Genomic DNA, 14451 nt, shown 5'->3' with positions numbered 1-14451 from the left:
GGTCGTGTCCGGACGGTGGCGTGACGGCGGGCGGGGATGCCGGTGAGCCGGCTAGCGGTGTCCCTTGAGGTTGGGCGGACTGGACGGCGGCGCGATGGGCGGCACGGCCGTGTAGTCGGGGAACCCCACGAACCTGACGGTGAAGCTGTCGCCGGGCCGCACGCCGAGCCTGTTCAACTCGTTGCCCAACTGCGAGCCGAAGGACGCGTTCACCCTCGCGTCGCCGAAGTAGTAGGTGGTCCCCACCGGCCCACCCGGAGTCAGGTGCTTGTTGGCGACGGAGTCGAGCGGGTGCATGGCCTGCAGTCCGGTCCTGTCGAAACCGCTCCTGTCCATGTGGTTCCTGGCCGTCCTGCGCAGCGCGCCGTCGTTCGGAAGCCGCTGACCGCGGATCAGGGGGCCGTCGGTCTGCGCCCATTCGATGTTGAAGCGCCCGAACTGGGCGTCGCTGGGGGAACTGGCCATGGCGGACGTATAGGTGACGCTCACCACGGGCGGCCGCGCGGCGGCGGGCGGGGTGGCGGTGCGGGTGGCCGTCGACCGTGGCGACCGCATCCCGGAGAGGCCGTCCGTCATGGTCTTGGCGCCCAGCGCGGACTCCACGACAGCGCGTGAGTACATGCTCATGCGGGCGAAACGGTCGAAACCGTCCGTGTTGATCGTCCAGTCGAGCGGGAGGTTGTTCTGCGGGTTGACGCCGCCGGACCCCCAGGTGTTCCACACCTGGGTGGTGACGTGGCAGAGCGTGCAGCCCCACCGTTTGTCCATCAGTTCGCGCGCGAACGTCTGATCCGGCCCCAGGGTGTCGTAGCGCCGGTTGCCCGCCGCGCCACGCCCTCCGGTGACGATCGAGGCGAAGAACCCGCTGACCCCCTTCTGGTAGGGGATGTCCTCCTCCCGCAGGGAACCCGCAGGGCTCTGCGCCGCCTTCGCCGGCGCGGCCGGTGCCCCACCCTGGCCGGCGGGTTTCCTGTCGTCGGTGCCGTTCGGGTCCACCAGTCCCGTCGGGTTGTTCGACACGTAGCCGTAGCTCGACGCCCCATGGGGTGAGGTGAGTGGGTCGCAGGACGTCCACCGGGCCAGCCACGGTGCGTAGAAGCGGGCCTGATGGTGGCCGAGCCCGCTCTCCTCGTCGCGCTCCCGGCCGGTGAAGCGGTAGCGCTTGCGGGCGTAGCCGCCGAAGCTGGTTTCGCCGTAGGGGGTGTACTCCTCGCGGTTGACGAATGCGCCGGTGCCGTCCACGACGGTGGTGCTGGAGCCCAGGTGGTCGGCCAGGTGGAAGGCGGTGGCGGGGCCGCGGTCGTCGGGGTGGGCGGCGCCGACCCGGACAAGAACCGCTCGCTGGAGCTCGTCCGTCACATGGATGTGGTTGTTCGTGCCGGGTTGCGGTCCGCTCCAGCGCCGGTGCTCGAAGATGCCGTCCAGGTAGTGGGTGACCTCGACCGCGCCGCCCTGCCGCCGGACCAGCTTCTTCACCCGCTGCCCGCCGGCGTCGTAGAGGTAGTGGGCGTGTACCGAGGGTTCGGCGCCCGGTGTCTGCGTCGCGAAGGCGACGAGCCGGTCGGCGTGGTTCCAGGCGAAGTACCGGCTGCTCGTCTCGGTCGTCAGATTGCCGTTGGGGTCGTAGCCGTAGTCGTACGGCAGTGCGCCGACGGTCATCCGGTGCAGCCTGTTGCCGCCGGCCGAGGTGGTGAAGTCCCGGGTGAAGCCGCCGGTGCCCGCGTGGACGAGTCGCACGATGCCGCCGACGGGATCGTGGCGGTAGGTCTCGGTGTAGGGCTGGGCCCTGGTGGCGTCGCTGCCGCGCGGCAGGTCGATCCACGGGTGCCCGGTCGGCGGCGCCTGGTGTTCGCGGCCGGTGGCGGCCACCAGCCGGTAGGTGGGGTCGTAGGTGAAGTGCCGGTCGAGGGCGTCGCCGCTGCCGAGCAGGGCGCGCAGTCGCGCGGAGGCCGTGGACAGTGCTTCGGGGTTGCCGGGGACACCGCTGCCGGGCGTGCGGTCGCGCAGGGTGGTGAGGTTGCCGGTCAGGTCGTAGTCGTGGCCGATGTCCTGGAGAGCGGGTCCCGTGGGCCGGTAGGTCGCCGCGTCGACGACGGAGCAGCGCTCGCTGCGCAGCCGCACCAGCCGGAGCGTGTACGGATCGTAGGCGCAGCGGGTCATCACCCCGTTGCCGTAGACGATCAGTGATCGCTGGCCCTTGGCGTCGTAGGCGATGCGCCTGATGTGCACGGCGCTGTCGAGCTGCACCTGCTCCAGCGCGCCCGCACGGTCGTAGGCGTGGTAGAGCACATGCCGGTTGCCCTCCACGTCGACGGGCAGGAAGCGTCTCTTGACCCGGTTCAGGGCGTCGTACTGGGCGGACGTGACGTAGGCGGCCGGCTCCAGCAGCTGCGCGTCGCGCTGGGCCTGGGTCTGGCCGGGGCCGGGCGTCCAGTCGGCCCGGAAGGGCCGCACCTGCCAGCCGGCCGCGGCCGCTCGTTCGTAGGTGGCCAGCACGGGCGCGTCGGCGATCACCGTACGGGTGAGCTGCACCACGTTGCCCTTGAAGTCGACGGACCCGGTGGCGACGCACCCGGCTTCGTCCCGGTGCTGGACCACCCGGCCGAGCAGGTTGCGGCCGCGGGCCCCTTCTCGTTCGGCGGGGCGCTGGGCGGGCGTACCGGCGTCGCCGTAGTCGATGCGTTGGCGCAGGGTGACCGTGTCCTCGGAGTCGTCCCTGGCCCAGACCCGGGTCGGCCGCTGCAGAAGGTCGAAGGCGCCCAGCGTGAGGGCGCCCTTGCTGTCGCGGCTGTCGACGACGTTCCCCAGGGCGTCGGGGACGGTGTCACGACGGCCCGCGTCGGCGCTGTCCGTCCGCCAGCGCCGCCCGGCCAGGTCGAAGGAGTACCGGAACGCCTCCCTGCCCAGCGCGTCGGTGACCGCCACCAGGTTGCCCCGGATGTCGTACGACGAGCGGGTGGTGAGACGGTCGGACGGCTCCCGGCCGTTCCGGGCGACCGCGGTGATCGTGCGGCCGAGCGCGTCGGTCCCGGCACTGGCCGGAGTGTTCCAGTGTTCCGCGTAGGGCTGTGCCTGCGCCGGATGCGTGCGGCCTGCGTTGTCGTTCGCGTCGTAGGTGTAGGACTCCCACGGGGTCGGCAGACAGCGGCCGGGATCCGCGAGGTCCGCCGGGATGCCGAAGACGGTCCGTTTCTCGCTGCTGTCCGGGTTCACCGTGCGCTCGACCCGTCCGCACGGGTCGTGGAACACGGTCGCCTTCCGCCCGAGCTGGGCGTCGGAAGGCGGCGCGAAGTCGTACCCGGTGGAGAAGAACGGCTCGAACTTCCATACCGCCCTGCCCTTGTTGTCGTACACCTGCCAGCCGGACACGACCACGTTGTCCGGGCCGCCCGGCGCCCTGGTCCGGCCCGCCGCGTCACCCACCGGCGTGAGGTCGTCGGCCGGAAGGGTGCCACCGCCGTGGGCCGGGTCGCCGAAGAGGGTGTCCTCGGCCTGCGACCGGGTCTGCAGCACCCGGCCGAAACCGTCGCAGTACACCACCGAGGCGATCACCTCGTCACGCTCGTCGGCGGCGACGTCGGGTTCGGCGACGTGGTGCGTGCGGCGGAAGCTGCGCACCGAGGCAGGCCGGCCGCGCCTCGCGAACGCGTGCAGGTCGTAGACGGTACGCACGCTCGGCACATCGAGGTCGCCCTCGCCGTTCTTGCCGCGCACGAACTGGGCGACGACCAGCCCGGCCGGGGAGAACGTCACCGAGGTGGAGTTGCCGTTGACGTCGGTCACCTCCCGCGGGAGCAGCATCCGGTGGTCGTTGACGGCCGAGACCGCCAGGCCCGCGGCGTCGGTGGTGCGCACCGCCAGCAGGTCGTGCTCGTCGTAGTCGGTCGTGCTCGGTGCGCCGAACGGATCGAGGACGGCCACGGGCATGCCGCGCGGCACGCGGCCCGGGACGTGCACGTCGTAGCGGTGGCGGCCGGACACGATGTAGAAACCGCCCGGCGATCCGGGCACGTCGCCTTCGGCGTAGCGCCGGTACCCGGCCAGGGCCGGCAGCGCGGTACGGAACTCGGCCGGGTACTCCGCCGGCCACCGGCCCGTCGGCCCGGGTCCCAGGAAGACCGGCCGCGGCCCGACCGCGAGGGGGTCGCCGGTCCGGTACAGGCCGTCCAGGAAGGCGTCGGTGAACGCGAGGGACTCGGTGCGCGTCGGCAGGCCGTACTCGCCCAGCACCCCGAGCGCGAGCCCGACGAACGCCTCACCGTCGAAGTGCGTACGGGTATGGCCGATCACGCGCAGTGAGACCCCCGTGCCTTCCGCCGGGCCCGCCAGGATCGCCTCCCGCAGGGCGGGCACCGGCAGGCGGCCGTCGTTGACGACTTCGTGGTCCGTCGTCCTGGCGACCCGGTCGACGAGGTAGTGGCCGGCGTCGTCCCGGCGGGCGTACTGCGTGGTGGTGCAGGTGGCCAGGTAGGGCTCGACCACCGCGGAGGGCGCGGCGACCGCCAGCGGGTCGCGGCCGCGCGGCACGGCGACGGAGACCGCCCCGGTCGCGAACCCGTACGCGTCGTACCCGGTGGGGTAGGCGAACTGCGTCATCGGCTCGGGGCCGCGTTCCCACCGGGTGGTGCGCGTGCCCAGGGAGAACGGGAAGAAGACACGCTGCCGGTCCGGCGGGCCGGCCGTCTCCTCCTCCCGTACGCCCGACAGGTTCTCCGTCACGGTGTAGGGACGGTCGGACAGCGCGCTGTCGTCCAGCGCGAACACCTCGGTGCGCAGCGCCTGCCCGCGCAGGGTGCGCAACGCCGAGCGCCGGGCGTCCCGTGGCAGCCCGGCCAGGAACGCGACCTGGTCGGCCGGTCTGGACAGCATGGGCGCGTCGCCCCGCCAGTACTCGTGGCCCAGGTCGAGCTCGCTCCAGTCACCGCTCTCGCCGGCGGCGACCGGGCCGCAGTGGAACCAGCTCCGGGTGAGCACGGGCGGCGCGTGGTGGCCGTCCGGCACACCGGCTCCCGCCCCCTCGCCGAATGTCTCCGTGTCCAGGTGCTCGACCAGGGCGAACCCGCGGAACTCCCGCTCGGCGCCGTCCCAGTAGCCGTGGCGGTAGCGGTACCCGGTGCTCAGCGTGCCGCCGGAGATCCGGTCGGCGACCTCGGTCCTCGTCACCACCTGTACCGGGAAGGGCAGCGTGGTGCGCCAGCGGGTGGCGGGGTCGGCGAAGTCGCGCAGGTACTCCTGTGTCGACGGCGCGTACGTGATGCGCGTGACGGCGCCGAGGCTGTTGTCCACCGCCGTGAGCAGATGGGGCTTCACCCCGCCGGTGAAGTCCAGGAAACGCACATGGGGCCCGCCGGAGACGCTCGCCGGCCGGCTCAGCAGCAGCCCGGCCATCCCGGTGCCGTACAGGTCGGACAGTTCGAACACGTCGGTGCCGGACACCGACGGGGTACCGCGGACGACGACCGGGGCGACCGTCCAGCCGTTGCCCGACCGGTTGCCCCACAGCAGCACCCGCCCGTTGTCGAGGTAGAGCAGGTCGGCGGCGCCGTCCCCGTCGACGTCGCCGAGGAGCACCCGGCGCGGGTCGTAACCGTCGGGCAGGCGGGGCGCGTCGCGCATCCGCACCTGTGCGCCCCATCGGTTGTGCCCGAGGTTCGGCCGGTACGACACGTTCCCGTTGCGCAGCAGCACGAGGTCCTGGAGGCCGTCGCCGGTCATGTCGGCCAGCCGCACCCGGGGATCGGCGAGGTCGACCGGCGGACCGCCGGCGCCCACCGCGGAACGCCGCCATGCCGTGCGGGGATCGCGGTCGTTGAACCACGCCTGCAGACGGCTGCCCGACCGCAGCACGTCGGTCAGCCCGTCGCCGTCGAGGTCGACCAGCTTCACCCGCGGGTCGGCGGCGCTCACGGCGGGGGAGTGCGGATAGCGGGTGAAGCCGCGGGAGCTCCATCCGCCCGCGAAGGCCATCGGGAAGTAGCCCGCCGTGGGGCCGGCTTCCTGGCCCGGGGTGCCTGCCGCCGGCGCGAACAGATCGGGCCGGCCGTCGCCGTCGGCGTCCAGGAACCGCACGCCCGGCTGCGCGAGCGAGAGCGGGGGCGCCTGGGCCATCGAGCGGGGCGGTTCGAACCGGCCGCCGCCGGCGTTGCGCCACACCCGCGCCGCCGCCCCGAGCTCGACGATGTCGGGCAGCCCGGCGCCGTGCAGGTCCACCAGGGCGAGCGTGGGACCGTTCAGCGCGGTGGCCGGGAAGCCGGGCCCGCTCACCGGCGAGAACCTGCGTCCGGCCGGGTCGAAGTCCGAGTACCCGAAGGTCAGGGGCGGCAGCGGTTCCTCCGGTGCCGGTGCCGGTGCCGATGTCGGTGCCGATGTCGGCGTCCCTGACTCGCCGATTCCCACCTCGGTCACGCCCGTGAGCAGCGACACCCCGTTGAACTCCGCCTGCCGGTAGGCGAGTCGGTACTCCCGCGCCACCCGTGCCACCCCGTCCGCGGCGTGGGTCGTCACCCGGACCGTGTCGCAGCGCACGGACGTCCGCACCTCGAAGCCCGCGCGGTACTCGGAGAACGGATCGGGGCGCGGCGAGTACACGAAGTCGACGGAGACCAGGAACGCCGGGTCGGCCCGGTCGCCGTAGTCGGCGTAGGAGATACCGGCCAGCAGCGGCTGGGACCAGAGCCGCCCCTGCTCGGTGCCCGCGTCGGCGAGGTAGGCGTACCTGACCGGATTGCCGAGCGGGTCGACGGTCTCGGTGATCCGCCAGCCGAAGACACGGCTCGCGTCGCGCGGGTCGGCGGTCACCGCCGGGTCCCTCCAGGTGTCCGCGGCCTCCGCGGGGCGCCGCGTTCCGTATCGGGTGAGTGAGCCGTCCTTGCTCCGGACCTCCCAGTAGTCACCCGTCGCGTCCCTGACGTGCTCGATCCGGGCGAACAGGCCCTCCGTACGGGGCCGGTACCGCACCCGGCCCGGATACGTTCCGGCGACCGGCACCAGATCCTCGGCCCCCGACAGCAGGAACACATCGGCCGGACCGCCTCCCGGACCGGCCGCGTCGAGGTACCTCGGAACACCGTGCGACGTCTTCCGCGAGACACCGGGCAGGCCCAGCTGCCATCCGAGCCCGAACACCCCGGTTCCGTTGCCGCTGCTGTAGCCGAGGGAGAGCGAGGGTGCCGCTCCGTGGCGCCCTGCGGGCACCGTCAGCGGCACGGACATGTTCCCCGTCCCCGTGAACAGGTCGGGAGCGAATTTCTCCCCCAGCCCCTGGACGGCGCCGCCCCCTTGTGGCAAAGAGATCGCCGAGCCCGCCGCCGTGCCCGCGGTGTCCGTGGACGTCATGGTGCCTCCCCGTAGGTCGAGCCTCGGCGGCCGCCACCGCTCATCGACGGAATACCGAACTGCTTCGTCAGCGTGGGCTCCGTGTGTGGATGGAAACGTTGTCGATAGGTTGTCGCCGGGCACGAACATGCGTGGGGTGGGCGGGGCAGATCTGTACGGGGGTGCGGATTCATGATCCAACTACGGCTGCTGGGTCCGGTGGAGCTGGTGGTGCGGGAGCGGACCGTCGAGATCGGACCGCCACAACGCAGGTCCGTACTGGCCGCGTTGGCGGTGGACGCCGGCCGGCCCGTGGCGGCCGACGTACTGGTCCAGCGGGTCTGGGGGGTGAACCCTCCGGACGGGGCACGACGGGCGTTGCACGCCCACATCGCCCGGCTCCGCCGCCTGTGCGAGCAGGCCGCGAAGGACAGCGGGGACGCCCAGTTACGCCTGGTACGGCGTTCGGGCGGGTATCTTCTGGAGGCGCTCGCGGACCAGGTGGACGCGCTCCGCTTCCGTCGGCTGGCCGACCGGGCCCGGCAGACGGCACGGGCGGACGGCGAACGGGCGGCACTGCTGACCGAGGCGCTGCACCTGTGGCGCGGAGAACCCCTGGCGGGTTTGAACGGACAGTGGGCGGAGCGGGTGCGGGAAGCGTGGCGGCGTCAACACGTGGACGCCGCCGTCGGGTGGGCGGCCATCGAGTCGCGCGTCGGCGATCCCGTCGCCGTGATCGGTCCGCTCACCGACCTGTTCGACGAGTTCCCCCTGGCGGAACCCCTGGCCGAGGTCCTGATGCGGGCCCTGCACACGGCCGGACGCGGTGCGGAGGCGCTGGACTGCTTCGCCACCGTCAGACGACGGCTGGCGGAGGAACTGGGCGCCGACCCCGGTCCCGGACTGCGGGAAGCGCACCGGACGATCCTTCGCGGAAACCCGCCCGCCCCCGTCCGGCGGCCGGTCCGGCAGAAGACGTCCGGGTCCGTCCCCGGCACGCTCTCCCCGACGCCCTCCTCTCCTCCGCCGCCGCCCCCGTATCCGTCCCCGCCGACGACGGGACCGTGGCCGGGGGTGGTTCCCGCTCAACTACCCATGGGTGTGAGGGGATTCACCGGACGTGGCGACGAGCTGGCGCAACTCGGCGGGATCCTCGCGTCGGTGGCGGTCCAGCCGTCGGCCGTGGTGATCTCGGCGCTGTCGGGTACCGCGGGTGTGGGCAAGACCGCGCTGGCGGTGCACTGGGCACGTCACCGCCACGTACGACAGGCTTTTCCCGACGGGCAGTTGTACGTGAATCTGCGCGGGTTCGGTTCCGGCGGATCGGTCATGAACCCGGCGGAGGCGGTACGGGCGTTCCTGGACGCCTTCGGGGTGTCGCCGGCCCGCATCCCGGCCGGCCTGGAGGCACAGACCGGCCTGTACCGCAGCCTGCTGGCCGGACGGCGGGTGCTTGTGGTGCTGGACAACGCCCGCGATGCCGAGCAGGTCCGTCCCCTGCTGCCCGGGGCGCCCGGCTGCCTGGCGCTGGTGACCAGCCGGAGGCTGCTGACCGGCCTCGCCGTGGCCGAGGGCGCCCATCTGCTGACCGTCGGCCTGCTCACCCCCGGCGAGGCCCGGCGTCTGCTCACCGGCCGACTGGGCGCGGACCGGGTGAGCGCGGAACGCGCCGCCGTGGGGGAGATCGTCGGACGGTGCGCGGGGCTGCCCCTGGCCCTCGCGATCGTGGGGGCCCGCGGGTCCGCCCGGCCCCGATTCCCGCTCGCCGCGCTCGCCGAGGAACTGCGCCGTGCCGACAACCGCCTGAACGCCCTGGACGGCGGGGAGGCGATCAGCCAGGTGCGAGCCGTGTTCTCCTGGTCCTACGACGCGCTGAGCCCCGACGCGGCCAGGCTGTTCCGACTGCTGGGCCTGCACCCCGGACCCGACGCCGCCCTGCCCGCCGTCGCCGCCCTGGGCGGCATACCGGCGACCCGCGCAGCCGCCCTGCTGGCCGAACTCGTCGGCGGACATCTCCTCACCGAGGGCGCTGCGGGCCGGTACACCTTCCACGACCTGCTGCGCGTGTACGCTGCCGAACTGGCCGCCACGCTCGACGGCGACCTGGACCGGCACGCGGCGCTGCACCGGCTGCTCGACCACTACCTGCACACCGCCCACACCGCCGACGTGCTGCTGACTCCGCAGCCCAACCCGGTCCCGTTGCCACCCGCCCGGCCGGGCGCCGCCCCCGAGGCACTCGCGGACCACGAGCAGGCGCAGGCCTGGTTCGCCGCGGAACACACCGTTCTCGTCGCCGCGGTGGAGCAGGCCCGCGCCAGTGGATTCGACAGCCACAGCTGGCGGCTCGCCGCGGCCCTCACCACCTTCCTCGACCGGCACGGGTACTGGCGGGTGCTGGCCGCCCTGCAGACGACCGCCCTGGCGGCGGCACGCCGCCAGGGCGACCGCGCGGGCCGGGCGGGTGCCCACCGGGGACTCGGGCTCGCCCAGGACCGGCTGGACCGCGGCGACGACGCGCGTGGTCACTACCTGCTGGCGCTCGACCTGTTCGCCGAACTCGGCAGTGACGCGGGACAGGCCCGCACCCACCAGCATCTCGCACGGATGTCCGGCGCACGGGGCCGTCACCAGCAGGCACTCGATCACGCCGGCCACAGTCTCACGCACTACCGGGCCGCCGCCGACCGCGCCGGGCAGTCCGCCGCCCTCAACCACATCGGCTGGCTCCGCGCCCAGCTCGGCGACCACCACGAGGCCCTCGCGCACTGCCGTCAGGCCCTCGACCTGGCCCAGGAGACCGGAGACCTCAACGGGCAGGCCCACACCTGGGACAGCCTCGGCTACATCCAGCACCACCTCGGCAGACAGTCCCGGGCCGTCGACTGCTACCGGCAGGCCGTCGACCTCTTCCACCGGACCGGCGACCGCCAGAGTGAGGCCGCCGGTCTTCTGTGCCTGGGCGAGATCCACCGCGTCACCGCTCGCCCGGACACCGCACGCACCGCCTGGACACGGGCCCTGGCCGTCACCGACGAACTGGGCCTCCCGGACACGGATCCGCTCCGCAGGGAACTCCTCGCCCGCCTCGGCCACGGCGCGGACGTCGGCAACGGCCCGCCGCCCCGGGTCAGGTCACGGTGACGCGGTCACCCAGGAACCTGCCGTCACGCTGACGAGGTCCGGCCCCGGCTGCCCCTGCCCGAGGGGACGGCTTGAGCAGATGCGTGCCCGGTCGCCCCACGACATCGCGTTCGGACCCCGGCCCAGCGTGCTCCGGATCGGCACACCCACCGGCACGGCCGTCGAAGGCGGCCTCGAAACCCGGCGTGCCGTCGAGCACGACGTGCTGTCCGGCACCCCGGTGTCCGCACTGGACGCGACCACGACAGGCGTACTCGCCCTCGCCACGGCATCAGGCCCCCTCCGACCCCCTCATCCCGGAGCCGTGGCACGAGGTCCGGTCCGGTCCGTGCCAGGGCCGAACCCTTTCTACAGCTCGTCGGCGAACACCTCGGAGAGCTCGCGCCATACGGCTCGCGGCAGGCCGGCGCCGCCTTCGTCAGCGGTCAGGACCTGGAGGGCGACGTGGTCGGCTCCGGCGTCGAAGTACTCGCGGGTCCGTGCTCGTACGCGCTCGGCGTCGCCCAGGGCGAAGAGACCGTCGAGCAGACGTGCGCTGCCACCGCCTTCGAAGTCGCTCTCCGTGAACCCCAGACGCAGGAGGTTGTTGGTGTAATTGGGCAGTTGAAGGTACATGCCCAACATGTTCCGTGCGGTGGCGCGAGCCCGGTCGAGGTCGGTGTCGAGCACGACGGAGACCTCCGGGGCGAGGACGGCGTCCGGGCCGAGTGCCTCGCGTGCTTCTGCCGTGTGCTCGGTGGTGACGAGATAGGGGTGCGCTCCTTGCGCCCGGTCGGTCGCGAGCTTCAGCATCTTCGGTCCCAGCGCCGCCAGTACCCGGCGTGCGCCGGCCGGACGGTCGGCGGCGGCGTCGAGGGCGTCGAGGTAGGCCACCATCGCGCTGTACGGTTTCGCGTACTGGGGTGCCAGCCGGCTGTGGCTGACGCCCAAGCCCAGGACGAATCGTTCGCGCGCGTTCGCGTCGAGGGCCGCGATCTGCGCGGCCACCAGTTCGGCCGTGTGCTCCCAGATGCTCAGGATGCCGGTGGCCACGGTGACCGTACGAGTGGCGGTGAGGACGGCGGCGGCGTCGTCGGGTGAAGGGTTGCCTCCGAGCCAGAGGGTCCCGTAGCCCAGCTCTTCCAGTTCGGCGACCGCCTCGGCGATTGCCTTCCTGCCCGCGTCATCCGCCCGCGATCCGTGCAGAGCAGCGCTCCAGATGCCGATACGTCCGAGTGACTGGTGTGTCTGCGAAGTCATGCCTGGTCAACTTTGTTCCCGTGCCTTCTGTTCCTGCGGGGGTCGTGATTCAGCCGAACGGAGCTTTGCGCTCCTCCCGCAGACCGGCCCCAGGTGCGGCGGGGGACTCGCTGACGCCGCACCGGACCGAAGGCCCGGGAGTCGTGGTCCCTGTGGTCGGAACGGAACACGCTCCGTCCGGGCCGCCGCAGGTCGCGGCAGCCGGCAGCCGGCAGCCGGCACGGTCGCGAGACGGCGGAACTCCCCGCCGGTGACGGGGAGAGGCATGATGCCGCCCCGGTATGTGGGCCCCGGTCCGGTGGAGACGGCCTCGGCGTGCTCGATACCGATGATGTTGAAGGCGCCGACGCCGGTTCGTGCGCGGCGCGCGGCGGGGAGGAGGTCGGCGGGGTGGGCCAAGGTCATGGTCAGCTCGCTCGGGTGTGCTGGAGGCGGTCGTAGGACGCGATGAGCCGCTGATAGGCGGCGGTTTCCCCGGCCCCTACAGCCTCGCCGACGCCTGCCAGGACCACTACCTCGGCCTGGTCGTGGCGGAGGCAGCGCGCACCGGCAGGCCGGTAACCACCGAACGACAGTCCTGGGCCTTCCCGTTCACGTCCGGGCCCTCGCTCTGACGAGGGCGGATGAAGCAGTCGCCAGGAGCGGCGCGGACCGCGTGTGCGGCGGCCGGGCGCCGCTGCCCCGCGGGCGGCAGCGCGGCACCGAGCACGGTGCCGGTCACCACGCGTCCCGCGGACCGGGCTGTCCCCGGCCACGGTGGAGGCGATCTCATCGGAGCCCAGGTGGGTCTGCGGAGCGCAGTCCGGGGCGGACGCCGTTTTGCCGGAGCGGCAACAGCAGTGGCGTGATCAGGACGTGATGGGTGACGGTGGGCCCGTGACTGACAACACCACGCGATCGCCCGCGTCCGACGCCCCCTTGCCCGCCGACGAATACGTCGGGGACCCCACGGTACGGGCGGAGTGGGACAACCGATACGCCGACCGACAACAGCTGTGGAGCGGCCGGCCCAACGGCGCACTCGTGGCCGAGGTCGCCGGGCTCGAGCCCGGACGAGTGCTCGACGTCGGCTGCGGGGAGGGTGCGGACGCCGTCTGGCTCGCACGCACCGGCTGGGACGTGACCGCGCTCGAAGTCTCAGGCGTGGCGTTGGAGCGGGCGGCGAGGCACGCGCGAGACGCCGGCCTCACCGTTCGCTGGGTACACGCCGCGCTGACAGAAGCGGCGCTTCCGCCTGCCTCCTTCGACCTGGTCTCCGCACAGTACCCAGCTCTGCTGCGCACCCCCGACGCGGCAGCCGAGCGAGCGCTGCTCGCGGCCGTCGCCCCCGGTGGCGTGCTGCTGCTCGTGCACCACGCGGGGATGGACACCCAGCAGGCCCACGACAGCGACTTCGACCCGGCCGACTACGTCTGGCCCTCGATGGTCACCGCTCTGCTCGACGACGACTGGACGGTGGAGGTGGACGAGCAACGGCCACGGCTGGCACCTGATGGCGGCGCCGGCGCGCACCATACCGACGACTTGGTACTACGGGCACGTAGGCTGCACTGAAGGCCCCTCGTCCTCCAGCAAGCCGGGTAGCCGGGTCGCCGGGCAGCCGGGAAGACTGATGGCCTGGGCGTGCTGTCACCTGTGGTGGTGAGGGGACAGTCGCGAAGGGTCTCCCAGATCCTCTGACTGTGTACCTGCCCGTGTACCAGGCCAGTGTGGATCTACAGGAGATCACGGCGGCCGATGAGGTCGATGAGGTCGATGAGGTCGATGAGGCCAGGACGGCGTTGACCGGCCTCGCGCAAGCGGACCAAACGATGCTGGAAGTCGGCGTGTCGCCCTGTGTGGGCGTAGGCGCCGCGCAGTTCTGGTTCTGGGCCTGCGGCAAGTCGTAGCAGCAGTGCGATCTTTTCGGGGCTGAGGCGGGGCGAGGGCCCGGCTCTCGCGTCGGATGGGCGCCGGGCTCCACCTCACCGGTGTGGTGGTGCAGGTCGTCGGGACGGTTGATGTGGCTGGTCAGCCAGCGTCCTGCAGGGTGTGGAGTCCGGCGATCGCGTGAGTGATGACGGCGGGCCAGGGCTAGGGCCAGGGCCAGGACCATCGGGCGGACAGGCGGAGCCGGCGATGACGGGCCGGTGTTCACGAGCTGTGCGATGCCTTGTTCGCGTGCCGGAACCGACCCGGTGAGACACCGTATTCGCGACGGAACGCCCCGGCGAAAGCGAATTCCGTGCAGCCGCGCGGCACAACCCAGTCGCCAGTCCCTCAGATACGTCATGGGCGGCTTGCCGACCACTGAAGTGAAGCGTCTCGTGGACGCCGCCTGCAGCAGCTCGGCGAAGCCGCCGGGATGTCGCGAACCGCATTCGCCAAACGCTTCACCGCGCTGGTGGGCCAGCCACCGATGACCTATCTGACCGGTTGGCGCCTGGCCAACGGAGCCCGCCTGCTCCGGGAAACCGACGCACCTCTGGCCACGATCGCCCGCGAGGTCGGCTATTCGACGGAATTCGCTTTCAGCGCCAGTTTCCGCCGCGAGTACGGCATCTCACCCGGCCGTTTCCGCAATGTCGAGCGAGACGGGTGCTCCGCGGGCTGACCAGCGAGCACAGGTGAGGCCATCGGAGAGGCTGTCACCCATGGGCGCCCCACCCTCAACAACCGACAGCTCAGACCCCTTTTACCACTGCCGCATTTGAGTCGGGTGCGGCGACTGCCGAGGCGGAAAAGCGAAAGTGCCTTACTCGTCTGTGGCGGGGT

Annotated in this window: 7 protein-coding genes; 5 read left to right on the top strand and 2 right to left on the bottom strand. The window is 72.4% G+C overall.

Features of this window, described 5'->3' with window-relative positions; translation table 11 throughout:
* Positions 1-51 precede the first annotated feature (51 nt).
* Positions 52-7335 carry a SpvB/TcaC N-terminal domain-containing protein gene (locus tag QFZ75_RS00355; protein ID WP_307533104.1) on the bottom strand — a complete coding sequence of 2428 codons (7284 nt, stop codon included), beginning with the start codon at positions 7333-7335 and terminating at the stop codon, positions 52-54.
* A 171-nt stretch (positions 7336-7506) separates the two neighbouring features.
* Here QFZ75_RS00355 and QFZ75_RS00350 point away from each other — a divergent pair, with 171 nt between their 5' ends.
* A complete protein-coding gene (locus QFZ75_RS00350; RefSeq protein WP_307533103.1) occupies positions 7507-10458 on the top strand; it encodes a BTAD domain-containing putative transcriptional regulator in 2952 nt (983 codons plus the stop codon).
* Positions 10459-10806: 348 nt separating this feature from the next.
* Here QFZ75_RS00350 and QFZ75_RS00345 read toward each other — a convergent pair whose 3' ends face one another.
* Positions 10807-11697, bottom strand: coding sequence for a TIGR03620 family F420-dependent LLM class oxidoreductase (locus QFZ75_RS00345; RefSeq protein ID WP_307533102.1), 891 nt, complete (start codon positions 11695-11697; stop codon positions 10807-10809).
* A gap of 422 nt (positions 11698-12119) precedes the next feature.
* Between QFZ75_RS00345 and QFZ75_RS00340 the strand changes: the two genes are divergently transcribed.
* The 4 genes from QFZ75_RS00340 (at position 12120) to QFZ75_RS00325 (ending at position 14290) form a co-directional block, all read left to right on the top strand.
* On the top strand, positions 12120-12311 hold the full coding sequence (locus QFZ75_RS00340; RefSeq protein ID WP_307533100.1) for a hypothetical protein: 192 nt from the start codon (positions 12120-12122) through the stop codon (positions 12309-12311).
* 244 nt (positions 12312-12555) lie between these two features.
* Positions 12556-13251: a class I SAM-dependent methyltransferase gene (locus QFZ75_RS00335; RefSeq protein WP_373465788.1), complete on the top strand. Its 696-nt coding sequence runs from the start codon at positions 12556-12558 to the stop codon at positions 13249-13251.
* Between the two features lie 128 nt (positions 13252-13379).
* Complete coding sequence (locus QFZ75_RS00330; protein ID WP_307533096.1) at positions 13380-13586, top strand: hypothetical protein; 207 nt, start codon at positions 13380-13382, stop codon at positions 13584-13586.
* Between the two features lie 455 nt (positions 13587-14041).
* Positions 14042-14290 carry a helix-turn-helix transcriptional regulator gene (locus QFZ75_RS00325; RefSeq protein ID WP_307533094.1) on the top strand — a complete coding sequence of 83 codons (249 nt, stop codon included), beginning with the start codon at positions 14042-14044 and terminating at the stop codon, positions 14288-14290.
* Positions 14291-14451: the final 161 nt, after the last annotated feature.

The sequence above is a fragment of the Streptomyces sp. V3I8 genome, from assembly GCF_030817535.1.
Lineage (GTDB): Bacteria > Actinomycetota > Actinomycetes > Streptomycetales > Streptomycetaceae > Streptomyces.
The sequence above is the reverse complement of the archived record's forward strand: the minus strand, read 5'-3'. Positions and strand labels throughout refer to the sequence as shown.